Here is a 23832-nt window from a genome sequence, read left to right on the forward strand (position 1 = left end):
GCCGAGAGCCGCAACGCCCCAGCCAGCATGGTGGCCCGCCGGATAGCCGCGTCCCGAACTATGTAGTCCCACCACATGTGCCCCTGACCTGCACGTTCCTACCGTGTGCGAACACGTACCCGTCCCCACCGCACACGAGGAAGTGGCGCCCATGGCCTCCGCAGCACCCGCTCCCCCACCCCAGGGCAACCTCAAGCGCATCGTCGCCGCCAGCCTCATCGGCACCACCATCGAGTGGTACGACTTCTTCCTCTACGGCTCCGCCGCCGCGCTCGTGTTCAACAAGCTGTTCTTCCCGGACTCCGACCCGCTCGTCGGCACGCTGCTGTCGTTCCTGACGTACGCGGTCGGGTTCGCCGCCCGGCCGCTGGGCGCGCTGGTGTTCGGGCACTACGGTGACCGGCTCGGACGCAAGAAGCTGCTGGTGCTGAGTCTGCTGCTGATGGGCGGGGCCACCTTCGCCATCGGGCTGTTGCCCACGCACGCCTCCATCGGGACGGCCGCGCCGGTGCTGCTCACCGTGCTCCGGCTGGTCCAGGGGTTCGCGCTCGGCGGTGAGTGGGGCGGCGCCGTGCTGCTGGTGTCGGAGCACGGGGACGCCCGGCGGCGCGGGTTCTGGGCGTCGTGGCCGCAGACCGGCGCGCCGGCGGGGCAGCTCCTCGCCACCGGTGTGCTGTCGCTGCTCACGGCCCTGCTGTCGGACGCCGCGTTCGGCAGCTGGGGCTGGCGGATCCCGTTCCTGCTGTCCGGCGTGCTCGTGATCGTCGGTTTGTGGATTCGTCTGTCTGTCGATGAATCGCCGGTGTTCAAGGAGGCGTTGGCGCAGGCCGAGGCCCGCAAGGCGGACGTCGCGGCGGAGGCCGAGAAGCTGCCGCTCGTCTCCGTGCTGCGGCACCACTGGCGTGACGTGCTGGTCGCCATGGGCGCGCGCATGGCGGAGAACATCAGCTACTACGTGATCACCGCGTTCATCCTCGTCTACGCCACCACCTCGGCCGGCGTCTCCAAGCAGACCGCCCTCAACTCGGTGCTGATCGCCTCGGCCGTGCACTTCGCGGTGATCCCCGCGTGGGGCGCGCTGTCAGACCGGATCGGGCGCCGGCCGGTGTATCTGATCGGTGCGGTCGGGGTCGGGCTGTGGATGTTCCCGTTCTTCTCGCTCATCGACACCGGCGGCTTCGGCAACCTGATCCTCGCCGTGACGGTCGGACTGGTCCTGCACGGGGCCATGTACGCGCCCCAGGCCGCGTTCTTCTCCGAGATGTTCGCGACGCGCATGCGCTACTCCGGTGCGTCGATCGGCGCACAGTTCGCCTCGGTCGCGGCGGGCGCGCCCGCACCGCTGATCGCCACCGCGCTGCTCTCCGACTACGGCAGCTCCACACCGATCGCCCTGTACGTCATCGCCGCCGCCGTGCTCACGGTCATCGCGGTGGCGGCGGCCAAGGAGACGCGCAACCGGGACCTGGCCGACGTCGCGGTTCCCTCCGGACAGGGCGCGGACCGGACGGCCACCGCCCCGGAGGACGCCCGCACCGCCTGACCCGCCGGGAGCGGTGAACTCCGGCCCCCGTACGCAGGCTGCGTACGGGGGTCAGTGCTGTGCCCGGGCGGACAACTGGTGCAGGCGCAGCGCGAGCTGGATCTCCAGGGCCCGGGCCGGGCTCTGCCAGTCGTCGCCGAGGAGACGGCCGACGCGCTCCAGGCGCTGGGCGACCGTGTTCACATGGACGTGCAGTTCGTCCTTGGTGCGGGCGGGGCTCATGCCGCAGGCGAAGTACGCGTCGAGAGTGCGCAGCAGTTCCGTGCCACGCCGCCGGTCGTAGGCGACGACCTGGCCGATGGTGCGGTCGACGAAGCCCGGGATGTCCCGATCGCCGGCCAGGAGCAGTCCGAGGAAGCCGAAGTCCTCGGCTGCGGCCCCGTCCCCGGCACGGCCGAGGACGCGCAGGGCTTCGAGGCAGCGGCGGGCCTCCGCGTAGGCCGTGGCCACGGTCTCGGGGCGAGTGGCGAGGTCCTCGGCGGGTGCGGAAGCGCCGACGGTGACCGGTGCGTGGACCGCCGTGCCCAGATGCCGGGCTGCGCGCCGGGCCAGGCCGGTCGCCGTGTCGCCGGGGCCGAGGGGCAGCAGCAGGACGGTGCCCCCGTCGCGCGCGGCGGCCAGGCCGTGCCGCGTCGCGGCCAGGTGGGACGCCGCCGCTGCCAGGCGTCTGCGGGCGTCCGCCTCCTGGTCGGCGTCGGCCGCGGTGCCCTCCAGCCGCGCGGCCAGCACCACATGGAGCGCGTCCAGGTCGGCGTGCAGCCGGGCGGCGCGCTCCCGCAGCAGGCGCGGGTCGCGGTCGCGGGCGTCCAGCAGGTCGTCCAGCAGCTCGCCGCGCACCCGTTGTTCGGCCTCGGCGGCGGATCTGCGGGCCAGGAGCAGCAGGGAGGTGACCATGGCGGCGCGCTCCAGGGTGCGCTGGTCGACGGGGTCGAGCCCCGGGTGCCCGCGCAGGACCAGTGCGCCGAGCGGTTCGCCGCCTGCGGCGACGGCGGCGATCCAGTCGTCCTCGTGCAGCACCGCGTGCCCCTCAGCGCCGGACTTCTCCAGGGCGCCGGCGGGCGCGGCGGCGGCCTCGGCGAACTCCACCGTGCCGTCGAGGATCTCGGAGACCGCGGCGGCCACGTCGTGCACGCCTCCGCCGCGCAGGACGAGTTCGGCGAGCCGGTCGTGCACGTCGGAGGCGCGCTCGATGACGCCGCTGCGGTCGCGGATGATCTCGTTCGCCCGCTCCAGGCCGGCGAGGGCCGACCGGGTCTCGGCGAGCAGGTTGGCGGTGTCGATGGCGGCCGCGGCGAGGGCGGCGAAGGAGCCGAGCAGGGCGATCTGCTCCCGCTCGAAGACCCGGGCGCGGCGGTCCGCGGCGAACAGCACGCCGATGACGTGGTGCCCGAGCGTCAGCGGCACACCGAGGATGGCCACCAGCCCCTCGTCCCGCACGCCCGCGTCGATGGTGAGCGTGTGCTGGAAGCGGTCGTCCTTGAAGTAGTCGTCGGTGACATAGGGGCGCGCGGTCTGGGCGACCAGGCCGCCCAGACCCTCACCCATGCCGAGCCGCAGCTGCTGGAACCGGGCCGCGACGGAACCCTCGGTGACCCGCATGTAGGTGTCGCCGCGCTCGGTGTCGTTCAGGCTGAGGTAGGCGACGTCGGTGCCCAGCAGCGAGCGGGCGCGCTGCACGATCGCCTGGAGTACGGCGTCGAGGTCGCGCAGCCCGGCGAGGTCGTGGGCGGTCTCGAACAGCGCGGACAGCTCGGCCTCGCGCCGGCGTCGCCCCTCCAGCTCGGCGCGCACGCGCAGGGCGAGCGGCTTGGCCTGCCGGAGCGCGGCGATCCATTCCGCCGGGCGCCCTTCGGCACGCGCGAGCAGCTCCGGCTGCTCATAGGCGTCGGCCGACGCGCCCCGGGCCAGGAGCTCGAGGAACGGCATTTCGGCGGACTGCACGTGATCGCTGGACATGCTCACAGGATTCACCATGACCGGCCGCTCCCGTCAGCCCTGTGGACAACTCCCCCGGGCGGTCGGAAGCGGCTGCTCAGTGGGCGGTCCAGCCACCGTCGAGCACGAGCGAGGTACCGGTCACGAAGGAGGCCTGCGGACTGCACAGGTAGACCACCGCCTCGGCGACCTCCTCCGGCTCGATCAGCCGTTTGACGGCGCTGTCCTGCAGCAGCACCTCGGACAGCACCCGCTCCTCGGGGATGCCGTGCGCCTGCGCCTGGTCGGTGAGCTGCTTCTCGACCAGGGGGGTGCGCACATAGGCGGGGTTCACACAGTTCGAGGTGACACCGTGGGGAGCGCCTTCGAGGGCGGTGGTCTTGGACAGTCCCTCCAGACCGTGTTTGGCGGCCACATAGGCGGACTTGTAGGCAGAGGCGCGAAGCCCGTGGACGGACGACACGTTCACGACGCGGCCCCACCCCTGCCCGTACATGTGGGGCAGGGCCCCGCGGATGAGCCGGAACGGTGCCTCCAGCATCACGGTGAGCACCGTGTGGAACACCTCGGGCGGGAATTCCTCGATGGGGCGCACCAGTTGGAGTCCGGCGTTGTTGACGAGGACGTCGGTGCCCGCGGCGGCGAGTTCGGCGGCGTCCAGGTCGGTGAGGTCGAGGACGTGCGGCTCCACCGTGCCGGCGAGGCCGCGCCCCTGGTCGGCCAGTGCCTCCAGGCCCGAGGCGTCCCGGTCGACGGCTCTGACCTTGGCCCCGGCGGCAGCGAGCCGCAGCGCACAGGCACGGCCGATGCCACCGGCGGCGCCGGTGACGAGTGCGGTGCGGCCGCCCAGGTCGAGCGGGGAGGCGTGGGGGGCCGGGAGGGCACGGGGCGCGGTCATGGTTCGACCCTAGGCAGCGCCCCTACCCCACCCCATGTGGTCACGCCCCATAGTTCAACCGGAGGCAGTGGGGTCGAACCATGTGGGGTCGTTCGACAGGGCCTGCTTGATCCGGAGCAGGCCGAACTCGTTGAGCTCGGGCAGCGCGTCGACGTCGAACCAGGCCACGTCCAGCGACTCGTCGTCGTTGACCTTCGCCTCACCGCCGACGGCACGGCAGCGGAAGGTGATGTCCATGTACTGGCAGGTGTCGCCGTTCTCGTACGTGACGGGCCGCAGGGCCTCGACGAGGACGACCCGTTCGGCGACGCACCGTACGGCCGTCTCCTCGTAGACCTCCCGCACCGCGCAGGCCGCGGGCTGCTCCCCCGGGTCCGGGATGCCGCCGAGCACGGACCACCTGCCGCTGTCGGCGCGGCGGTTGAGCAGCATTCTGCCCGCGTCGTCGAAGACGAGGGCGGTGACCCCGGGGAGCCAGAGCAGCTGATGACCGGCCGAGGCACGGAGCGTGCGGATGAAGTCGGGAGTAGCCATGCCGTCGACCCTAATGGGCCGCTTCCGGCGCCCTGGCGCGATTCAGGCTGCGTGCGGACGGCTTACGGCTGCGCGTCACCGGCGCGTCGTCCGCGCAGCCCGGCGCCGACGGCCCAGCCGAGTCCGCCGGCCGCGACCAGCACGAGGGCGATCTCCGGCAGGATGCCGAGTCGGGTGGCGGGGGTCTGCGAGGACCGCAGCGGCACCTTCTGCACCAGGGAGTCGGCCACGAACATGCCGGTCTTCTGGGTGATCCTGCCGTCCGGCATGATGATCGCGCTGACTCCGCTGGTCACCGGCACCGTCACGGTCCGGCTGTGCTCGACCGCCCGCACGCGGGACATGGCGAGCTGCTGGTAGGTCATCTCGCTGCGGTCGAAGGTGGCGTTGTTGCTGGGCACGGAGATCAGCTGGGCGCCGTCGGTGACCTCGGAGCGCACGGTCCAGTCGAAGGCGGCCTCGTAGCAGGTGACGAGGCCGACCTTGGCGCCGTCCATGGTGAACACGCCCGGCTTGGTGCCCCGGCTGAAGTCCTGGCGGACCATCGCCGTCCAGTTCTCGTTGATCGCGCCGATGAGCGAGCGCAGCGGCAGGTACTCGCCGAAGGGCTGGATCTGGCGCTTGTCGTAGGTGTCGACGGGACCCTTCGCCGGGTCCCACAGAATCTGCTCGTTGTACAGCTTGCCGTCCCGTTCGACGACGCCGCCGACCGAGATGGGCGCGCCGATGGACTCGGCGGCCGTGTCGATGACGGCGCGGGCGTCGGGGTTGGCGAAGGGATCGATGTCGGAGGAGTTCTCCGGCCACAGCACGAAGTCGGGCCGCGCGACCTTGCCGGCCTTGACCTCGGCGGCCAGCCGCTCGGTCTCGCGCGCGTGGTAGTCGAGTACGGCCCGGCGCTGGGAGTTGAAGTCGAGGCCGGCGCGGGGCACGTTGCCCTGGATCACCGCGACGGTGGCACGGCCGTCCTCGGCCGTGTCGCTGACCAGCGGCCGGGCCGCGACGGCGCCCACGACGGGGGCGGCGAGGCTCAGCAGGCCCATGGCCGCCGCGCCGCGCCGGACCTCACCGGTCCGCCGCCACCGCACGGCGAGCCGGACGACCTCGTACATCCCGAAGCCGCACAGGACGACCGCGAAGCCGAGCACCGGGGTGCCGCCCACCGCGGCGAGCGGCAGGAACACACCGTCCGCCTGGCCGAACGCGATCTTTCCCCAGGGGAAGCCGTTGAAGGGTGCACGCGCGCGTGCCGCCTCGCCGGCGATCCACACGGCTGCCGCCCACACCGGCCAGCCGGGCAGCTTCGACACGGCCGCGACCCCGGCGCCGACCGCGGCGACGAAGAGAGCCTCGATCGCCACCAGGGCGAGCCAGGGCCCCGGTCCCACCTCCACTCCGGTCCACACCAGCAGCGGCAGCAGGAAGCCGAGGCCGAAGAGGTAGCCGAGCCCGAGTGCCGCCTTCCAGCCGCGGCCGCGCAGCACCCAGCCGAAGACGGCGAAGGCCGGCAGGGCCAGCCACCACAGCGTGCGGGGCGGGAAGGAGACATAGAGGAGCAGGCCGCAGAGCGCGGCTGCGGCGGCCGGGACGAGACGTACGAGCCGCCGGGCCCACGTCCGCGCCACGGGCGCGATCCGCGGCTCCAGCTGGTCCGATTCGCCGGCGGACGTTGCGGTGACGGTCACTCCCGGAGTGTAAGGCGCGTGACCTTGGGGCCGACAGCGCGGTGGGCGTGACGGACGTCCTGTTCCTTTCGTCACGACACATCCTCAAACCGTCCACAAGCCGTTACGGTGTGCCAAGCCTCAGTCGTACGGCCCGTGGCGGCCGGTGCGGCCGGGGTCTTCACAGGTCGGGGGCTTTGGGTGCGCCGGGGGGGGCGGGCGGGGTGGGTTCCAGCGGGATGACGTCCGCGTCCGGATCGGACGCGGACGGCGAGAGACGAATCGTTTCTGACGCTGCGGGGGTCGTGGTGCTGGGCGCGTGCGCCGCTTGGTCCCTGATCACGGCGGCCGTGCACGAGGGCAGGCCGGAGGGGGTTCTCCTGGCGGTGCTGGCGGTGGCCGCCGGGTACGCCGCCGGGCGGATCGGCGGGGCGCTGCTGCCGGTCGGCGCGCCCTTCGCCGGGGCGCTGGCGGGCATCGCCCTGACCGTGGCCGTTCCGCACCTGGCTCCGGGCCCGCAGATCGCCGCGCCTCTCGGGCATGCCGGAGCCACCGCGGCCGTACTGACGTTGTCGGCCGGGGCCGCGTGCTGTGCGGCCTGGGCCGCGCCGGTTGCGGCCGTTCGCCTCGCCCTGCGCCTGCTGGCCGCGGGGACCGCGCTACTGGCGGCCCTGCTCGGCTCGACCAGCGGCCTCGTGGCCTGTCTCGCGGTGCTGGTGTGCTCGCTGACCGCAGGCCGCACCCGTCATCGCGGCGCCGCCATGGCCGCACTGGCCGCGGTCGCCGCCCTGGTGACCGGTCTGATCTGGGCGGTCGCCGCGCGGGCCGTACCGGGCGGGCTCGTGGCGGCTCTGGAGGGGCGGCTGACGCCGCACCGGGTGCAGTTGTGGCACGACGCATGGCGTCTGCTCGGCGACGACACCGCGCTGGGGGCGGGCCCGGGCCGGTTCGGGGAACTGAGCGCGACGTCCGCCCAGTCGCTGCTGTCCGACGGCAAGCCGCACTCGGCGCCCCTGCAACAGGCGGCGGAACAGGGGATCGTCGGGGTGGCCCTGCTGGCGGCGGCGTTCGGCTGGGTCCTGTACGCGCTGTGGCGCGGCCCGCGCCCGACCCCGGTGGCGCTCACCGCGGGCGCGACCCTGACCGCGCTCGCCGCCATCGCCGCCATCGGCAACGCACTGAGCTTCACGGCGGTGTCGGTGGGGGCGGGCCTGCTGGCGGGGGTGGCCACAGCACGCCCCCTCGCCGACGAACCGGCGGGCCGCACTCCGGACCCGCGGGCACGCGGCGCGGGGCGCACTGTGGCGCGGTGACCGGTCGGATGCCCGGTGCCCGGCCACAGGCCACAGGCCACGGGCCACGGGCCAGCCGGTGATCACAGCCAGTGATCACCGGCGTCGATCACAGGCGGTGATGAACAGCCGGTGATTCAGTGCGCGGGAGCGCCCGGCCTTGTGGGCCGCAGCCGCGCCTCGATCACCCGTACGGCCGCCTCCGCGTCGTCCACGGTGATCGTGAAGGTGTGCCCGTCCCACAGCTCCAGCTCGACACCTTCACCGCGTCGCACCACCACCGCGGTGCCCTTCTCGGGCCGCCAGCGGTAGCCCCAGCCACCCCAGTGGCGGGGGGTGACATGGGAGATGTACGTGGCGCCGACCACGCTGGAGAGCGGGATACGGCGGCGGGGAACGCCGATGTGGCCGCAGCGCACCTCGAGGTGCTCCTCGTCGACCCGCAGGGCGACGTGCACGAACGCGAGCGTTCCGAAGAGGACCAGCAGTCCGGCGGCGATGCACCCGACGACGGCCATGACCAGCGGGGCGATGCCGGACGTCCACGCGGAGTCGACGGCGAGCCCGATGCCGAGCGCCATGCAGGCGGCGCCCACGAGCGCCAGCAGCCACTGCACCCGGTTCGTGGCACGGCCGGTCCACACATCCGTGTGCGGGTGTGGAGCGTTCTCGCCGTGGCGGTGGTCCCTCATGCCTTGAGGGTACTCAGGATTCGCTCCGCGGGTACCCCGTGGCGGAGCGTGACTGCGCCGGGTGGGCGTCACACCGATCCGGTCGGCGGGTGACCGTCGGTGACGGGTTGCGGTCAGCGGGCGGGCGTGACCGCCTGCAGCAGACGCCCTTCGGCGTACGCCAGGGCAGGGGCGGGCAGCGTGCCCTCGCGTCCGCTGAGCAGCACGGTGAGCGTGCCGTGCGGGGTGGCTCCCGGCGCGGGCTGCTCGCCGAGCCGGCGCAGGGCCTGGGCGGCCACGGCTCCCGCGGAGCCGTGCAGCACGAGGGGCGCACGGTCGGGGCGCTGGACGGCGGTCCGGATGCGCTCGGCGACCAGCTCGTAGTGGGTGCAGCCGAGGACGACGGTGGTCACGTCGTCCGGGGTGAGGGCGGCGGCCGCGGACACCGCCGCCTCGATCGCCGCCTCGTCCGCGTGCTCCACGGCCTCGGCGAGACCCCAGCACGGCACCTCGGTGACGGGCACACCGCCGGCGAAATCCCGGATCAGGCCCTGCTGATAGGGGCTGCCGGTGGTGGCGGGGGTGGCCCAGATGGCGAGGTGCCCGCCGCCGGCCGCGGCCGGCTTGATCGCGGGAACTGTGCCGATGACCGGGATGTCCGGTTCGAGGCGGGCGCGCAGGGCGGTGAGGGCGTGCACGGTCGCGGTGTTGCAGCCGACGATCAGGGCCCCGGGGCGGCGCGCGGCGGCGGCCTCGGCGACGGCCAGGGCGCGCTCGGTGAGGTCCTGCGAGGTACGCGGGCCCCAGGGCATGCCGTCGGGGTCCAGGGAGAGCACGAGATCGGCGTCGGGGCGCAGCCGCCGAACCGCGGCGGTGGCCGCCAGCAGACCGATTCCGGAGTCCATGAGCGCGATCTTCACCCGATCACGATAGACGATGAGCCGTCCCGGACAGTCCGGGTGGTGCAGACTGCGCGCGTGAGCGCTGTTGTGTGGACTGCCGCTGGATCACTGCTCGCCTGGCTGTGGCTGCTGCTCTGTCAGGGCTTCTTCTGGCGCACCGATGTGCGGCTGCCTTCACGCGCGGAGCCCGGGGCGTGGCCGTCCGTGTGCGTCGTCGTCCCCGCCCGTGACGAGGCGGCCGTGCTGCCCGCCGCGCTGCCGTCGCTGCTCGCGCAGGACTATCCGGGGCGGGCGGAGGTCTTCCTCGTCGACGACGGCAGTTCGGACGGCACCGGTGATCTGGCGCGTGAGCTGGCGCGCCGGCACGGCGGGCTGCCGCTGACCGTGGGTTCGCCGGGCGAGCCCCCGGCCGGCTGGGCCGGCAAGCTGTGGGCGGTGCGGCACGGCATCGCACTGGCACGCGCGCGTGAGCCCGAGTACCTCCTCCTCACGGACGCCGACATCGCGCACGCGCCGGACAGTCTGCGCGAGCTGGTGGCGGCGGCCCGTTCCGGTGGGTTCGACGTCGTCTCCCAGATGGCCCGGCTGCGGGTGGCGAGCGTCTGGGAACGGCTCGTCGTGCCGGCGTTCGTCTACTTCTTCGCGCAGCTCTACCCCTTCCGCCGGATCGCCGGGCCGGGGCGGACGGCGGCCGCGGCCGGGGGATGTGTCCTGCTGCGGGCGGAGGCCGTCGAGCGGGCGCGGATCCCGGACGCGATCCGGCACGCCGTGATCGACGACGTGGCGCTCGCCCGGGCCGTCAAACACGGTGGCGGGCGCGTCTGGCTGGGGCTCGCCGAGCGGGTGGACAGCGTGCGACCGTATCCACGGCTGCACGACCTGTGGCGCATGGTGTCGCGCAGCGCCTACGCCCAGCTCCGGCACAACGTCCTGCTGCTGACCGGTACGGTCGCCGGGCTGGCGCTGGTGTATCTGGTCCCGCCGGTGGCGGTCCTGGCGGGCCTCGCCACCGGCCGTGCGCCGGCCGCGGTGCTCGGGGGTCTCGCGTGGCTGATCATGGCGGGGACGTACCTCCCGATGCTCCGCTACTACCGGCAGCCGCTGTGGCTCGCCCCTCTGCTGCCGTTCACCGCGTTCCTCTATCTGCTCATGACGGTGGATTCCGCGGTGCAGCACCACCGGGGGCGGGGTGCGGCCTGGAAGGGCCGCACCTACGCGCGCCCGGACGCCGTGCCCGACGAGGGCTGACGGCCTTGGCAAGTCACTTCCTGCCAGGGGTCCAGTTCATGCCCCACCCGTAGGCGTGGTCGACGGTCCGCTGCGGGCTCACCCCGCGGTCGGGTACCAGGTAGCGGGCCTCCCTCTGGACGATCAGGTCGCCGCCGGTATTGGTGATCAGGGCGAGCGCGCACACCAGGGAGGGGACCGTGCACTCGTCGAGGGAGAACTCGATCGGCGCGCCGTGCTGCAGCCGGAGCGTGACCGAGGCGTGCAGGTCGGCGAACGAGCGGGCGCCCTCGTAGATGGTGACGAAGACCAGGATGCGCCGGAAGGCGTTCTTGTGGTCGAGGTTGACGGTGAGGTTCTCACCCCTCGACACGGCTCCGGTGCGGTCGTCGCCGTCGAGGTGGATGTACGGAGGCTGGTGCAGCGCCCCGAAGCTGTTGCCGAGGGCCTGGACGACGCCCTTGCTGCCGTCGTCGAGTTCGTACAGCGCGCACAGGTCGAGGTCGAGGTCGGAGTGCATCGCCGTCGGGCGCCCGAACTTGCTGCTCCACCCCGAGAACTGCTTGCGCATCTCCCAGTTGAGGTTCACGTGCAGGGCACCGGATGTGCCGCCCTGCTTGGTGAGGGAGACGGAGGGGGACGCCTTGGTGAGCGTCACCTTGGTGAGGCGGACGGGCGCGGGCGGCGCGGCGGGCGGGGGCGGCGGCGCGGACTGGGGCATCGGCGGGGGCGTGTACGCGGCGGGCGGCGGGGGCGTGTACGCGGCGGGCGGCGGGGCGGCGGGAGGCGCCGGAGCCGCGACCGGTGCAGGTGCAGGTGCCGCCTGCTGGGGTTCGTCCACCGTGATGCCGTAGTCCGTGGCCAGCCCTTCGAGGCCGCTGCTGTAGCCCTGACCGACGGCGCGGAACTTCCAGGAACCCTGGCGGCGGTAGAACTCGCCCAGCACGAGAGCGGTTTCAGTCGTGGCGCCCGGGTTGTCGAAACGTGCCACCGGCGCGCCCTGGGCCGCATCCTGGACTTCGATGTACAGGTCGGGGACCTGTCCGAACGCGCCGCCGTCGGAGGAGGCGGCGAGGACCAGTGTCTCGATCTCGGGCTCCACGCGCGCGAGGTCGACGAGGAGGGTGTCGGTCACCCGGCCGCCGGCGTCGCGCTTGCCCTCGTGCCGGACGGCACCGGAGGAGTGCGCGGGCTGGTTGTAGAAGACGAGGTCCGCGTCGGAGCGGACCTTGCCGCTCACCAACAGCAGGGCGGAGGCGTCGGCGTCGGGCACTCCGGGTCCGGTTCGCCATCCCAATTCCACCCGCAGCGCCGCGGTGGGCACCGGCGTGTTTGAACCTTTCAGCATGTGCATGTCCGCCCCCATTGCGAGTCACCGCGCCAGGCACGTCCCGGCGGTTCATCGAGTTCCGTGCGCACAACCTATTCGTTGCCGCGACGAAGTCCCATGCGCGACCGCGCGGAAGACCACGGCCAACCGCTGGTAACCCGCCCGGAACTCGGCCTTTACACGATCAGAGCCTCGTTCGGCGCCCCTTTTTGCCGAGTTCGCTCGCATTGGGGATCCCGGGTCACTGCGGACACGGAAAACAACCCTCTTATCGGTCTCCCCAACCAGCACATCGTGGGCTTAACTTATGTGCCATGACCTCCCCCCGCTCCACCTATGGCGGCGGCTACTACTCCGCCTCCTTCCCGGACACCCCGATCTACGACAGGCTCGTCGCCGAGCGGGGCACCCCGCAGATCGCCCCGATCCGGGTCCCCGCTCAGTACGACATGCCGGGCAGCCACCTGCCCGCACTTCCCTCGGCGCTGCCCGCCCTTCCGGCCGCGCCCTCCCAGCCCGCCTACGGCTATCCGCAGGCGCAGCAGCCCGCACCGCTGCAACAGGCGCCCGCGGCGTACATCCCGCAGCAGGCCACCGCTCCGCGCGGCTACCCCGGTCCGCAGCAGCCGCGTCCGGCGGCCCCCGCGGGCTACGAGGCGATGCGACCCGCCGCTCCCCGGCCGGCCCCGGCTCCCTATCAGGACCCGTACAACAACCAGCAGTACCGCGGGTACTGAGCCGACCTCCGGGAGCTGTCGGTGCCGGCTGGCACGATGGCCCCATGGGGAACGCTCACCTGCACTCGATCCACGTTCATCCGGTCAAGGCGGTCCGGGGCATCGCGCCCCGGGAGGCCGCCGTGGAGCCCTGGGGGCTGGCCGGAGACCGGCGCTGGGTGCTGATCGACGACGGGGGAAAGGTCGTCACGCAACGCCTGCTGCCGCGCCTCGCACTCGTCGCCGCCGAGCCTCGGCCCGGTGGCGCCGTGCGTCTGTCGGCGCCCGGCATGCCACCGCTGACGGTGCCCGTCCCCCGTCCGTCCGTCCTCGTGCCGGTGGAGATCTTCCGCGACATGGTCGAGGCGGTCGAGGCCGAGGACGAGGCCACGCACGCCTGGTTCAGCTCCTGCCTCGGCACCGCCGTGCGACTGGCGTACATGGACGATCCGGCCACGCGCCGGCCCGTCGCCGCGGAGTACGCGCGGCCCGGTGAGACCGTCTCCTTCGCCGACGGCTTTCCGCTGCTGCTCACCACGACGGCCTCGCTCGACGCCCTCAACTCCCTGATCGCGCAGGGCGAGTACGCCGGTGAGGGCCCGCTGCCCATGAACCGCTTCCGGCCCAACGTGGTCGTGGCGGGCGCCCCCGCCTGGGCCGAGGACGACTGGTCGCGCCTCACCATCGGCGACGTGCCCTTCCGCGTGGCCAAGACCTGTGGCCGGTGCGTGGTGACCACCACCGACCAGGACACCGGCGAGCGCGGCCGCGAGCCCCTGTACAGCCTCGGACGGCACCGCCGCCTCGACGGCAAGCTGGTCTTCGGGCAGAACCTGGTGCCGCTGTCCCGCGGCACGATCCGGGTCGGGGACCCGGTCAGGATCGTCGAATAGCTCTGCGAGCGGGGCGGGAACCGTGCCGCGGGCCCGGGCGTTGGGCTTGTGTGAGAAATTCGTGAGAGGCCCCGGGGAGAGGTGATGTGGCTCCCTCTTCGCCGGGTCCGCGCGTGGACGGCTCCGCCGGGGAGTATCACGGAGCGGGAAGGGGGTGCAGGCGGTGCGAGCGATCAGGGGGCTCTGGCGCTGGCGGCGCAATCCGCTGTGCCGCGCGACCGACCTGGCCGAGGCCTGGGTGGCGCTGGCCGCCCTGCTGCTGATCCTGCTGGCCGCCCCGGTGGTCGGCTCGCTCGTCGGGGACACGGCTCAGGACGCGCTGCAGCGTTCCGTCCGGTCACAGCACGAGGCGCGGCATCTGGTGACGGCCACGGTGGTCCGCAAGCTGGACCGCTCCCCGCTGGACTCCGACCCCGAGACCTCGTCGGGCCGGGATCTGCGCAACCGCGTCCTCGCCGACTGGACCGCGCCGGACGGCACCCCGCATCAGGGCCCGGTGCTGGCGAGCCTCAAGAACCCGCAGCAGGGCGACACGTTCCGGATCTGGACCGACCGGCACGGCCGGATGGTGGCCCGCCCGCTCGACTCCGCGACGGCCTCGACGCACGCGGTCCTCGCCGGCTTCGGCGCCGCCCTGGCGGCGGGCGGTCTCATCGAGGGCGGCAGACGGCTGATCGTCTGGCGCATGGTCCGCCGCCGGTACGCCCGTTGGGACCATGCATGGGACAAGGCGGGCCCGGACTGGGGCAGGACGGGCACCGGCAGCTGACCGCCTTCCGACTCTGGTCAACCCACCACGCGCGCGCACGCTACGGTGGTCCGGCCGAACCGTTCGGCACAACCCGCGCGCGAGCGAGCCTCAGGGACGCGCCGGTGTCGATGCCGCGTGCGCGCCCAGGCCCAAAAGGGCGGGCTCGGCCGCGGTCGCGACCCCGGAGTGGAGCGCCCCGACGGCGGACGAGCCATCAGTACGACCGAGGTGGGGGCACAGCTACACCATGGCACAGGGCACGGTCCAGGTGACGCACACCGGCACGTCGCGGTGGCGGCGCCGCACGGGTGAGTACGCATCGCTCGCCGCCGCCCTGGAGGCCGCGGCCGACGGGGACGTCCTCACCGTCGCGCCCGGCACCTACCGGGAAAACCTCGTCCTGCACCGCGCGGTGACCCTGCGCGGTCCCGAGGGCTCCCCCGGCTCGGTGCGCATCGCGCCCGTGGACGGTGTGCCGCTGACCGTGCGCGCCTCTGCGGTGGTGCACGACCTGCACGTGGAGGGCCAGGATGCTGCCGCCCCCGCCGTGCTGGTGGAGGAGGGCACCCCGGAGCTGCGGGACGTGCGGGTCGTGACGCGGTCGGCGGCCGGCATCGAGGTCCGCGGCAGCGCCCGGCCCACGGTGCGGCGCTGCGCGGTCGACAACCCGGCGGGCATCGGCATCGCCGTACTCGACGGCGCGGGCGGGGTGTTCGAGGAGTGCGAGGTCGTCGCGGCCGGCCAGGCGGGCGTCGCCGTGCGCGGCGGTGCCCATCCCCGCCTGGAGCGCTGCCGGGTGCACCACACCTCGGGCTCGGGCCTGTCGGCGACCGGGGAGAACTCCGCGCTGGAGGCGGTGGGCTGCGAGATCTACGAAGTCCGGGGCAGCGGTGTGCAGATCACCGGCCGCGCCACCGCGCACCTCACCGACTGCGACGTGCACCGCACCACGGCCGACGGGGTCACGCTCGACACGGACGCCGTGCTGACGCTCGCCGACTGCCGCATCCACGACATCCCGGAGAACGCGGTCGACCTGCGTTCCCGTTCCGTCCTGACGCTCACGCGCACCACCGTGCGGCAGTTCGGGCGCAACGGCCTGTCGGTGTGGGACCCGGGCACCCGCGTCGACGCCAACCAGTGCGAGATCTTCGACAGCACGGGCGACTACCCGGCGGTGTGGGTCAGCGACGGCGCCACCGCCGTCCTGGACTCGTGCCGGGTGCACGACGTGCCGGACGCGCTGTTCGTGCTCGACCGCGGCTCGCGCGCCGACGTCGTCGACACCGACCTGTCGCAGGTGCGCAACACGGCCGTGTCGGTGAGCGACGGCGCGACCGCGCAGCTCGACGACTGCCGGATCCGGGACGCGGCGACGGGCGCCTGGTTCCGCGACCACGGCAGCGGCGGCACGCTGAACAACTGCACGGTGGACGGCACCCAGACCGGCGTGATCGTCACCAAGGGCGCCGACCCCACCGTGGAGCGCTGCACGATCGACTCCCCCGCCGAGGCCGGTGTCTACGTCTCGGCCGGCGGCCGGGGCAGCTTCCTGTGCTGCCGGGTCACGGGCAGCGGCGGCTACGGCTTCCATGTGATCGACGGCAGCCGTACGACGCTGCGGAAGTGCCGCACGGAGCGGTGCGCGCGCGGGGGCTACGAGTTCGCGGACAGCGGCGCGGACGCGGCCTCTAAAGCGAGCCCGCTCATGGAGGACTGCACGAGCGACGAGAGCGCGGGGCTGCGTGCGCCCGCCGCGCCCGAGACGGCCGTGCAGACGGTGAACCACTCCCCCGGTCTGCTGGGCGGAGTCCCGGTGCCCCGCGCCGAACCGGAGCCCCCGGCACCGGCCGTCGAGCCCGAGGAACCGGCCCGCTCCTCCAAGGACGTCCTCGGTGAACTCGACGCGCTGGTGGGCCTGGAGAGCGTCAAGCGCGAGGTGCGCGCCCTCACCGACATGATCGAGGTCGGCCGGCGCCGGCAACAGGCCGGCCTGAAGGCGGCCTCGGTCAAGCGGCACCTGGTCTTCACCGGCTCCCCCGGCACCGGCAAGACGACGGTCGCGCGGCTCTACGGCGAGATCCTCGCCTCCCTCGGCGTGCTGGAGAAGGGCCACCTGGTGGAAGTGTCCCGGGTCGACCTGGTCGGTGAGCACATCGGCTCGACGGCGATCCGCACCCAGGAGGCCTTCGAGAAGGCGCGCGGCGGTGTGCTGTTCATCGACGAGGCGTACGCGCTGTCCCCGCAGGACGCGGGCCGCGACTTCGGCAAGGAGGCCATCGACACGCTGGTGAAGCTGATGGAGGATCACCGGGACGCCGTCGTGGTGATCGTCGCGGGCTACACGGCCGAGATGGAGCGCTTCCTGTCCGTCAACCCGGGTGTGGCGTCCCGCTTCTCGCGGACCATCACCTTCAGCGACTACGGCCCCGAGGACCTGCTGCGGATCGTGGAGCAGCAGGCCGAGGAGCACGAGTACCGGCTGGCACCGGGAGCGGCGGACGGCCTGCGGAAGTACTTCACGGTGCTCCCCAAGGGCCCGGCGTTCGGCAACGGCCGTACCGCACGGCAGACCTTCGAGGCCATGGTCGAGCGGCACGCGAGCCGGGTCGCCCAGCTTCCGGAGCCGAGCACGGACGACCTGACGCTGCTCTACACCGAGGACCTCCCCGAGGTGCTCTGAGGAGGCGCCCGCCTATGCGGCGGGCGGCTCGGGCTCGTGCCGTGGCGAAGGCACCTCCGGCGCCTCCGGTCCCGCCGGAGCCTCCCCTTCGGGGACATCCGGGGCCGTCGGCCGCAGTCGGGCCAGCAGCTTGCGGCGTTCCTCGGCGAAGACCGGGTCGGCCTGGTAGTCGGAGTGGCCGAGGATCGGCGCGGGCAGCGGCAGGAGCGCGGTGCGGCCGTAGGCGAGGGGGTCCATCAGGGGGGCGTGGTCGACCTGTGCGCCGGGCAGGCGCATCGGGCCTCCGATGGGGTCGGTGAGCCGGTAGAGGTTGCGCCAGCAGTCGACGTCCCGGTGCAGGGAAGCGAGCGCGGCCGGCCCGAAGTGCGCCGGGAACCAGCGGCCGTAGAGGCGTTCCAGCGGGGAACCGTAGGTCAGCAGCGCGACCCGTTTGCGGGCGGACGGGGCGAGTTGCCAGGCCGCGGCGGCGGCGAGCACGCTGCCCTGCGAGTGCCCGGAGATGACCAGCCGTCCGCCGGTGGCACGCGTCCAGGTCGCCATCCGCCAGGTCAGGTCGGGCACCGCGCGCTCGGCGTAGCAGGGCGGGGCGAAGGGGTGGGAGGCGCGGGGCCAGAAGGTGCCGACGTCCCACAGGATGCCGATGGTGCGGCGGGCGGCGGCGTCCTTGTAGGCGCGTCGGCCCCAGGTGACGAAGAGTATGAAGCCGAGGCCGATCATCCAGGAGCCGAGGGCCTGTGCGGTCTCGGCGGCGCCGTGGACGACGGGGTAGGTGCCCTGCGCGGCCTCGCCCGGGGTCTCGTCGGTGGCGAGGGCGCCCACGAGGGCTCCGGCGCCGAGCAGCAGGGTGACGCCGGAGGTGACGGCGACGACGCGGGGTCCCCGGTCGGTGAGGGAGGCCATCGCGCGGGTGTAGGCGATACGCCGGGTGCGGGCGCGGTCCTGGGCCTCGTCCGGGTAGTCGAGTGCCACCGCGACGCGCTCGGCGCGGGCGAGCTGCCAGGCGCGGTGGGCCAGCCAGCCGAAGAGCCCGAGCAGTACGACGAGCAGCGGCGGTATCACGGACGCCTGCCAGGTCAGCAGCACCGGCGGGCCGTCGATCGACGCCCCGGTGCCGTCCAGCCAGTCGGACACGCGCTGGGACACACCACCGGACATCACTCCGCCCAGGGCGCAGGCCAGCATCGCCACGGCGGGTCCGCCCAGGCCCCGCAGCACCGCCCGCCGGTCGGGGTCGGTGCGGTGCAGGACGTACGCCACGACGCCGAGGACGATCACCAGCAGGCCCTGCACCAGGGCGATCGCACCGAAGGTCGTGTCACCGGGCAGCCGGCCTTCCGACGTCCACCCCGGGCGCTCCCACCCGGCGTACAGCACGGCGAGGGCGAGCAGGACGAGTGCGGCCAGCGGCAGGCGCCGTACGAAACGTCCGTCGAGGGTGCGGTCCAGGCGCTTCTCGCTGCGGCCGCGGCGGCAGACCACCCACACCACGGCGACGGCGCAGACGGCGAGAGCCGATTCGAGCACCAGCCCCAGGGTGTCGAGTACGGCCGGGCCGCCGGGGCGCCGGTCGTGGCGGGCGGCGGCGCTGCCGACCGCGGCGGCAACCGTGATCAGGCCCGCGGCGGTGTGTGCGGCACGCAACCGGGCCACCAGTCGGCGCCCGTACCAGAATCCGGGCCGGCCGAGTGCGGTCGGGCCGCCCTCCGCCTCGGGCTCGGGGGCACGCTCGACGGGCTGCTGGGACTCGTAGTCGCTCCACGTGCGGCGGGACAGGTACCAGAGCAGGACGGTCAGGGCGGTGGGCACGACGGCGGCGAGGGCGAGCCTGCGGCCGGGGGCGCTCCACCAGCCGCCGTCCGAGACGGTGGGCGAGAGGAAGCCCAGCCAGGAGTGGCGGTCCGCGCACGCCGCGGTGCCCGCGCACTGCCAGGCCGCCAGGTCGAGCGCGACCTCGCAGGCCGCGGCGACGAGCAGCACCGTCAGTGTGAGCCCCGCGAGCCGCACCAGAAGGCCGTACAGGCGCACGGTGCGGCGGCGGCCGTGGGCGGTGGGGCGCATCCAGTGGGCGAGGTTGACGACCATGAACGGCAGGAGCAGCAGCCACAGGGCGCGGGTGCCGTTGCCGGAGGTGAGGTTGCACCAGACGTAGGCCTCGGGCACCGGTCCGTCACGGCGGCGGTCGTCCGGGCTGCGCTCGGCGTCGACGTCGTCGGCGCGCCGGAAGACCGCCGCGGTGTGGTCGCCGGTGATCCGCACCGTCCGCGGGTCGTTCAGCATCTCCTGCGGCGTAGTGCCGCCCACGCCGTGGACCAGGAGTTCCAGGGCGGTCGCGGGCTCGCCGGGCCGCGCCGCGGGACCGTCCGGTCCGCCGGTCGAGGCCTGTTCCTGCGCACGTTCCACTGATTCGCACTTCCCCCGTGACACGCCGTCTGCTCCGTCCGTGCGGGCACAAGGATCTCCACTTCCGCGGCGCCCCACACCTCCTGTCACGGAATCTCCCCGATCCGTGATGAAGCGGAGCGCGGAGACGAGCCGACTGTGGCATGTGCGCGACGAGCGGGCGCAGTGACGCTCTCCGCTTCGCGACATGCGAGGATGGGACGTCCTCGCACCGGAGCCAGGAAGAATGTCCCAGTCGGAGCCGGTGCAGGGTGTGTCGGACGGCATTGAGGCGAAAGGACCGGAGCGTACGTGAGCGAGAATCAGAACCTCCTCGCGGAGCAGCGGCGATCCCTGATCCTCGACGAGGTCCGCCGCCGGGGCGGTGTCCGGGTCAACGAGCTGACCCGCAAGCTCGGCGTGTCGGACATGACCGTCCGCCGCGACCTCGACGCGCTGGCCCGCCAGGGCGTGCTGGAGAAGGTGCACGGCGGCGCGGTCCCGGTGGTCGAGGCGAGCACGCACGAACCCGGCTTCGAGGCCAAGTCCGGCCTGGAGCTGACCGCCAAGGAGGACATCGCGCGCGCCGCGGCCAAGCTGGTCGCGCCCGGCGCGGCGATCGCCCTGTCGGGCGGTACGACGACCTTCGCGCTCGCGCACCAGCTGCTGGACGTCCCGGACCTCACGGTGGTCACCAACTCGGTGCGGGTCGCCGACGTGTTCCACGCGGCGCAGCGCACCTCCGGCCCGCGGCAGGGCGCGGCCACGGTCGTGCTGACGGGCGGGGTGCGCACGCCCTCCGACTCGCTGGTGGGGCCGGTGGCCGACCAGGCCATCGCGGCGCTCCACTTCGACCTGTTGTTCCTCGGCGTGCACGGCATATCGGTCGAGGCCGGCCTGTCGACGCCGAACCTCGCGGAGGCCGAGACGAACCGGCGGCTCGTGCAGTCGGCCCGCCGCGTGGTCGTGGTCGCCGACCACACCAAGTGGGGCAAGGTGGGCCTGAGTTCGTTCGCCTCGCTGGAGCGGATCGACACGCTCGTGACGGACGCCGGCCTGCCGGACGAGGCACGCGGGGTGGTCACGGAGCATCTGCGGCGGCTGGTGGTGGCCGGGGAGCCCGAGGACGACGCAGACATCTGACGGGGCGCCAGCCAGGGTGACGCTTCCGGCACCACCCGCTCCCGTCCAGGAGGGCTGCGTCCATGGCCCGTCGACTGCGCCCGGTGGGGCTCGACTTCATCGAGGCCGCGCCCGTCCGCCACGTCTTCGTGCGGGAGCTGGCCGCTCCGGTGGAGGCGGTCTACGGCGCGCTCGAGGACGTGCCCGGCTGGGCCGAGTGGTTCCCGCAGGCGACGACAGCCCGCCCGGTCGACGGCGGTGCCGGACGCGACATCACGCTCACCGGTGGCGTCCGGTTCCGTGAGTCGATCGTCGCGGCCACGGCACCCGAGGTGTACGCCTATCGCGTCGACGTCACCAATCTGCCCGGCGTGCGGGCGATAACCGAGGAGTGGCGGCTCGCACCGGCCGGCACCGGCACCCGGCTGCGTGGACGTTCGCCACCGACGGGACGGCCCCGTACCGGCTGGCCCTGAGGGTGGCGCGCGGAGGCCAGGCGCGCGCGTTGCGGGACGCCGTGCGGGCGCTGGAACGGCGGCTGGCGGTCTGAGGGACCGGCTCCGGTCGGCCGGTCCGGCACGGTCGGCGCCTCAGCCGGACCGGCGCCTCAGCCGGGCCAGACGCCCGTCTCCAGAAGCGAGTCGATCGCGGCCGTGTACGGCCTGGTGTCGAGCCCCTGCGTGGCCAGCCAGGCGTCCGAGTAGTACTTGTCGAGATACCGGTCCCCCGGGTCGCACAGCAGGGTCACGACGCTGCCCTGCCGCCCCTCGGACACCATCTCGGCGACGATCTTCAGCGCGCTCCACAGCCCGGTGCCGGTCGAGCCGCCGGCCTTGCGGCCGATGGCGCGCTCCAGGGCCCGAACGGCGGCGACACTGGCCGCGTCGGGCACCTTCATCATCCGGTCGATCGCGCCGGGTACGAAGCTCGGTTCCATGCGGGGCCGGCCGATGCCCTCGATGCGGGAGCCGCAGTCGCAGGTGACGTCCGGATCGCCGGTGGTCCAGCCCTCGAAGAAACACGAGTTCTCGGGGTCGGCCACGCAGACGCGGGTGTCGTACTGCATGTAGTGGACGTAGCGCGCGAGGGTCGCGGAGGTGCCGCCGGTGCCAGCCGTGGCGACGATCCACGCCGGCTCGGGGAACCGCTCCAGGCGCAGCTGGCGGAAGATGGACTCGGCGATGTTGTTGTTCCCGCGCCAGTCCGTGGCCCGTTCGGCGTAGGTGAACTGGTCCATGTAGTGGCCGCCGGTCTCGGCCGCGAGGCGGGCGGACTCCTCGTACATCGTGCGCGAGTCGTCCACGAAGTGGCAGCGGCCGGAGTGGAACTCGATGAGGCGGATCTTCTCGGCGCTCGTCGTGCGCGGCATGACGGCGATGAAGGGCACGCCGATCAGCTTCGCGAAGTACGCCTCGGAGACGGCCGTCGAGCCGCTGGAGGCTTCGATGACGGGCCGGTCCGGCCGGATCCAGCCATTGCAGAGGCCGTACAGGAAGAGGGAGCGGGCGAGGCGGTGCTTGAGGCTGCCGGTGGGGTGGGTCGACTCGTCCTTCAGATAGAGGTCGATGCCCCAGCGCTCCGGCAGGGGGAACTGCAGCAGGTGGGTGTCGGCCGAGCGGTTGGCGTCCGCCTGGACTCTGCGGACGGCTTCTTTGAGCCAGGCCCGGTAGCCGGCGTCGCTGTGGTCGACGTCGAGGGTCTCGCCGGTCCGGGTCTGCTGGGGCGTGCTCACGGGGGCTCCTAACGCTCCGCGCCGACGACGCGTCGCGCGGCCGACAGCTCCGATCATAGACACCCGGTGCACGCTTCTCACCTGCATAAACGCTTCTTTGAGCCCCCCAAAGCGCCCCCAGGGGCAGGACCCGGGGCAAGGGGGCGCGCGGTCCCGGGGGCGCATTCGCAGGTGTGCTGCGGGCGCCCCCAGTCAGGGGGCTCGCGGGCACTGGTGCTCGGCGCCGGGCGGGGGCAGACTGCACGGCGGGACCAAGGCCCCGGACGGGGTGAGCGCAGGCACGACCGCCTCCCGGAGCAGGCGTCCGGGCATCGGCAACGCCCCCCGGGGCGTGAGCCGGAGGGCACACCGCACGGCCGGGCCGGGGTGCGGGACGGGCGGGCGCACCACCCGGAGGGGACCATGCGTCCGGACGGGGCACACTGGATCAGGACACGAGCCCGTACCGGGCACCGCGCGCAGCGGGCCGGTACGCCGACGCGCACTAGGGGGCGGGTGGCATGGGAGAACCGGAGTTCAGGGCCACGGGCGTGCGGATCGGGAAGCGGCTGCGGTCGCTCACCCGGGCCGGCCAGGTCCGGATCAGCGATGGCCGGCTCGAGCTGCTGACCAGCTACGGCAGTGAGATCGACAGCGCGCCGGTGCAGGCCGTGCGCGCCTCCAGGCCCTGGTTCGGCCCCGATGACCGGGCCACGGCGGATCTCAACGGCAAGCGGTACCTGCTCACCCTGGGCGACCACGACCCCGCGCCGGGAGAGGCCGGCCCGCCGGCCGCGCGGCGCTTCATCGAAGCCGTGCGCCGGGCAGCGGGGCGTGGCGACTGAGATGTCCGCGAGTTGCGGTACCTCATCCCCTGCGTCACTCTGGTCTCACGTCACTCTGGGTTTACCGGCGATAACGCTGCGAACCAGCCCGCCGGCCACGACAGCAGGCGGCAGTGTCACGCAGGCGCCCTGCTGGATCCGAATCCCGTGTTCTTCCGGACCTCACGTCGGGGAGTCGCAGCCGTGATCAGCTACCCAAGCAGGCACTGCACGGTGGAGCTCCAAGCCCTGCCGTCGCGGATCGGCCAGGTCCGCAGAATCGTATCTGCGCAGTTGCGCTACTGGCATCTCGACCCCCTGATCGACCGGGCTTCGCTCGGCGTGACGGAGCTGTTGTCCAACGTCCACCGGCATGCCCAGCCGGACAAGACGTGCACCGTGGAGATGGAGCTGCTGCTCGACCGGCTCACGGTCTCGGTGCGCGACGGGGATCCGCGGATGCCCGTGATCGACGAGGCCGAGCCGCTGGCGACCTGCGGGCGTGGGCTCGCGATGGTGGCCGCCATGAGCGAGAGCTGGGGCGTCCGGCCGGACGGCGAGTCCGGCAAGGTCGTGTGGTTCACCCTGCCGACGTCCGCCCCCGTGGTGACGTCGCCGTCGCTCCGCTCGCGGCGCACGGTCCAGGAGAAGCCGGCGCGCCGGTTCGCCGAGGTCGGCGCTGCCACCGACGGGCTCCGGCCCGACCATGCTCCCGCCCGGTCCGCCGTTGCCGGTTGACCGGGCGGTGACCACCGTC

Annotated in this window: 19 protein-coding genes and 1 pseudogene; 11 read left to right on the forward strand and 9 right to left on the reverse strand. The window is 73.2% G+C overall.

What is annotated here, in order from left to right; genetic code table 11:
• Positions 1–151: 151 nt before the first annotated feature.
• Positions 152–1543 (forward strand): MFS transporter, encoded by a 1392-nt coding sequence (locus HDC93_RS17360; RefSeq protein WP_185011807.1) that lies wholly within the window; start codon positions 152–154, stop codon positions 1541–1543.
• Positions 1544–1594: 51 nt separating this feature from the next.
• Here the strand turns inward: HDC93_RS17360 and HDC93_RS17365 are convergent, their stop codons facing one another.
• The 4 genes from HDC93_RS17365 to lnt all read right to left on the reverse strand — a co-directional run bounded on the left by HDC93_RS17365 (position 1595) and on the right by lnt (position 6595).
• The gene (locus HDC93_RS17365; protein ID WP_185011809.1) at positions 1595–3499 is read right to left on the reverse strand and encodes a GAF domain-containing protein; all 1905 of its coding nucleotides are present in this window, start codon (positions 3497–3499) and stop codon (positions 1595–1597) included.
• 76 nt (positions 3500–3575) lie between these two features.
• Entirely contained in the window at positions 3576–4376 is an 801-nt protein-coding gene (locus HDC93_RS17370) for a 3-hydroxybutyrate dehydrogenase (RefSeq protein WP_185011811.1), read from the reverse strand.
• 54 nt (positions 4377–4430) lie between these two features.
• Positions 4431–4910: an NUDIX domain-containing protein gene (locus HDC93_RS17375; RefSeq protein ID WP_185011813.1), complete on the reverse strand. Its 480-nt coding sequence runs from the start codon at positions 4908–4910 to the stop codon at positions 4431–4433.
• Positions 4911–4972: 62 nt separating this feature from the next.
• Complete coding sequence (lnt, locus tag HDC93_RS17380; protein ID WP_185011815.1) at positions 4973–6595, reverse strand: apolipoprotein N-acyltransferase; 1623 nt, start codon at positions 6593–6595, stop codon at positions 4973–4975.
• A gap of 218 nt (positions 6596–6813) precedes the next feature.
• Between lnt and HDC93_RS17385 the strand changes: the two genes are divergently transcribed.
• Positions 6814–7887, forward strand: a complete 1074-nt coding sequence (locus HDC93_RS17385) for an O-antigen ligase (RefSeq protein WP_185011817.1) — start codon at positions 6814–6816, stop codon at positions 7885–7887.
• Positions 7888–8003: 116 nt separating this feature from the next.
• Here the strand turns inward: HDC93_RS17385 and HDC93_RS17390 are convergent, their stop codons facing one another.
• Both HDC93_RS17390 and HDC93_RS17395 read right to left on the reverse strand, forming a co-directional pair.
• Positions 8004–8558, reverse strand: a complete 555-nt coding sequence (locus HDC93_RS17390) for a hypothetical protein (RefSeq protein ID WP_185011819.1) — start codon at positions 8556–8558, stop codon at positions 8004–8006.
• A 113-nt stretch (positions 8559–8671) separates the two neighbouring features.
• A complete protein-coding gene (locus HDC93_RS17395) occupies positions 8672–9457 on the reverse strand; it encodes a glutamate racemase (protein ID WP_185011821.1) in 786 nt (261 codons plus the stop codon).
• Positions 9458–9496: 39 nt separating this feature from the next.
• Between HDC93_RS17395 and HDC93_RS17400 the strand changes: the two genes are divergently transcribed.
• Positions 9497–10687 (forward strand): glycosyltransferase, encoded by a 1191-nt coding sequence (locus HDC93_RS17400; protein WP_185011823.1) that lies wholly within the window; start codon positions 9497–9499, stop codon positions 10685–10687.
• Between the two features lie 13 nt (positions 10688–10700).
• On the opposite strand, the gene HDC93_RS17405 is transcribed toward HDC93_RS17400, so the two are convergent.
• The gene (locus tag HDC93_RS17405) at positions 10701–12014 is read right to left on the reverse strand and encodes a TerD family protein (protein WP_185011825.1); all 1314 of its coding nucleotides are present in this window, start codon (positions 12012–12014) and stop codon (positions 10701–10703) included.
• Between the two features lie 296 nt (positions 12015–12310).
• Between HDC93_RS17405 and HDC93_RS17410 the strand changes: the two genes are divergently transcribed.
• The 4 genes from HDC93_RS17410 (at position 12311) to HDC93_RS17425 (ending at position 17039) form a co-directional block, all read left to right on the forward strand.
• The gene (locus tag HDC93_RS17410) at positions 12311–12733 is read left to right on the forward strand and encodes a DUF6643 family protein (protein WP_031111223.1); all 423 of its coding nucleotides are present in this window, start codon (positions 12311–12313) and stop codon (positions 12731–12733) included.
• A gap of 44 nt (positions 12734–12777) precedes the next feature.
• Entirely contained in the window at positions 12778–13605 is an 828-nt protein-coding gene (locus HDC93_RS17415) for an MOSC domain-containing protein (RefSeq protein WP_185011827.1), read from the forward strand.
• A gap of 163 nt (positions 13606–13768) precedes the next feature.
• A complete protein-coding gene (locus HDC93_RS17420; protein ID WP_185011829.1) occupies positions 13769–14374 on the forward strand; it encodes a hypothetical protein in 606 nt (201 codons plus the stop codon).
• A 229-nt stretch (positions 14375–14603) separates the two neighbouring features.
• Positions 14604–17039: a right-handed parallel beta-helix repeat-containing protein gene (locus HDC93_RS17425; RefSeq protein WP_185011830.1), complete on the forward strand. Its 2436-nt coding sequence runs from the start codon at positions 14604–14606 to the stop codon at positions 17037–17039.
• A gap of 12 nt (positions 17040–17051) precedes the next feature.
• Here HDC93_RS17425 and HDC93_RS17430 read toward each other — a convergent pair whose 3' ends face one another.
• The gene (locus HDC93_RS17430) at positions 17052–19439 is read right to left on the reverse strand and encodes a hypothetical protein (RefSeq protein ID WP_185011831.1); all 2388 of its coding nucleotides are present in this window, start codon (positions 19437–19439) and stop codon (positions 17052–17054) included.
• Positions 19440–19730: 291 nt separating this feature from the next.
• Here HDC93_RS17430 and HDC93_RS17435 point away from each other — a divergent pair, with 291 nt between their 5' ends.
• Together HDC93_RS17435 and HDC93_RS17440 are read left to right on the forward strand one after the other, a co-directional pair.
• A complete protein-coding gene (locus tag HDC93_RS17435; protein WP_031108646.1) occupies positions 19731–20561 on the forward strand; it encodes a DeoR/GlpR family DNA-binding transcription regulator in 831 nt (276 codons plus the stop codon).
• A gap of 62 nt (positions 20562–20623) precedes the next feature.
• A pseudogene (locus HDC93_RS17440) lies at positions 20624–21090 on the forward strand (SRPBCC family protein).
• A gap of 57 nt (positions 21091–21147) precedes the next feature.
• On the opposite strand, the gene HDC93_RS17445 reads toward HDC93_RS17440, so the two are convergent.
• Positions 21148–22272 (reverse strand): PLP-dependent cysteine synthase family protein, encoded by a 1125-nt coding sequence (locus tag HDC93_RS17445; protein ID WP_185011832.1) that lies wholly within the window; start codon positions 22270–22272, stop codon positions 21148–21150.
• A 500-nt stretch (positions 22273–22772) separates the two neighbouring features.
• On the opposite strand from HDC93_RS17445, the gene HDC93_RS17450 reads away from it, so the two are divergent.
• Both HDC93_RS17450 and HDC93_RS17455 read left to right on the forward strand, forming a co-directional pair.
• Positions 22773–23096, forward strand: a complete 324-nt coding sequence (locus tag HDC93_RS17450) for a hypothetical protein (RefSeq protein ID WP_185011833.1) — start codon at positions 22773–22775, stop codon at positions 23094–23096.
• Positions 23097–23279: 183 nt separating this feature from the next.
• On the forward strand, positions 23280–23813 hold the full coding sequence (locus tag HDC93_RS17455; protein ID WP_185011834.1) for an ATP-binding protein: 534 nt from the start codon (positions 23280–23282) through the stop codon (positions 23811–23813).
• Positions 23814–23832: the final 19 nt, after the last annotated feature.

The sequence above is a fragment of the Streptomyces sp. AK010 genome (genome assembly GCF_014207295.1).
Lineage (GTDB): Bacteria > Actinomycetota > Actinomycetes > Streptomycetales > Streptomycetaceae > Streptomyces > Streptomyces massasporeus.

Coding starts and splice junctions, on each gene's coding strand:
- HDC93_RS17385 (WP_185011817.1), top strand. CDS start 6,814: ATGACGTCCGCGTCCGGATCGGACGCGGACGGCGAGAGACGAATCGTT.
- HDC93_RS17390 (WP_185011819.1), bottom strand. CDS start 8,558: ATGAGGGACCACCGCCACGGCGAGAACGCTCCACACCCGCACACGGAT.
- HDC93_RS17375 (WP_185011813.1), bottom strand. CDS start 4,910: ATGGCTACTCCCGACTTCATCCGCACGCTCCGTGCCTCGGCCGGTCAT.
- HDC93_RS17415 (WP_185011827.1), top strand. CDS start 12,778: ATGGGGAACGCTCACCTGCACTCGATCCACGTTCATCCGGTCAAGGCG.
- HDC93_RS17360 (WP_185011807.1), top strand. CDS start 152: ATGGCCTCCGCAGCACCCGCTCCCCCACCCCAGGGCAACCTCAAGCGC.
- HDC93_RS17410 (WP_031111223.1), top strand. CDS start 12,311: ATGACCTCCCCCCGCTCCACCTATGGCGGCGGCTACTACTCCGCCTCC.
- HDC93_RS17425 (WP_185011830.1), top strand. CDS start 14,604: ATGGCACAGGGCACGGTCCAGGTGACGCACACCGGCACGTCGCGGTGG.
- HDC93_RS17365 (WP_185011809.1), bottom strand. CDS start 3,499: ATGTCCAGCGATCACGTGCAGTCCGCCGAAATGCCGTTCCTCGAGCTC.
- HDC93_RS17450 (WP_185011833.1), top strand. CDS start 22,773: ATGGGAGAACCGGAGTTCAGGGCCACGGGCGTGCGGATCGGGAAGCGG.
- HDC93_RS17405 (WP_185011825.1), bottom strand. CDS start 12,014: ATGCTGAAAGGTTCAAACACGCCGGTGCCCACCGCGGCGCTGCGGGTG.
- HDC93_RS17370 (WP_185011811.1), bottom strand. CDS start 4,376: ATGACCGCGCCCCGTGCCCTCCCGGCCCCCCACGCCTCCCCGCTCGAC.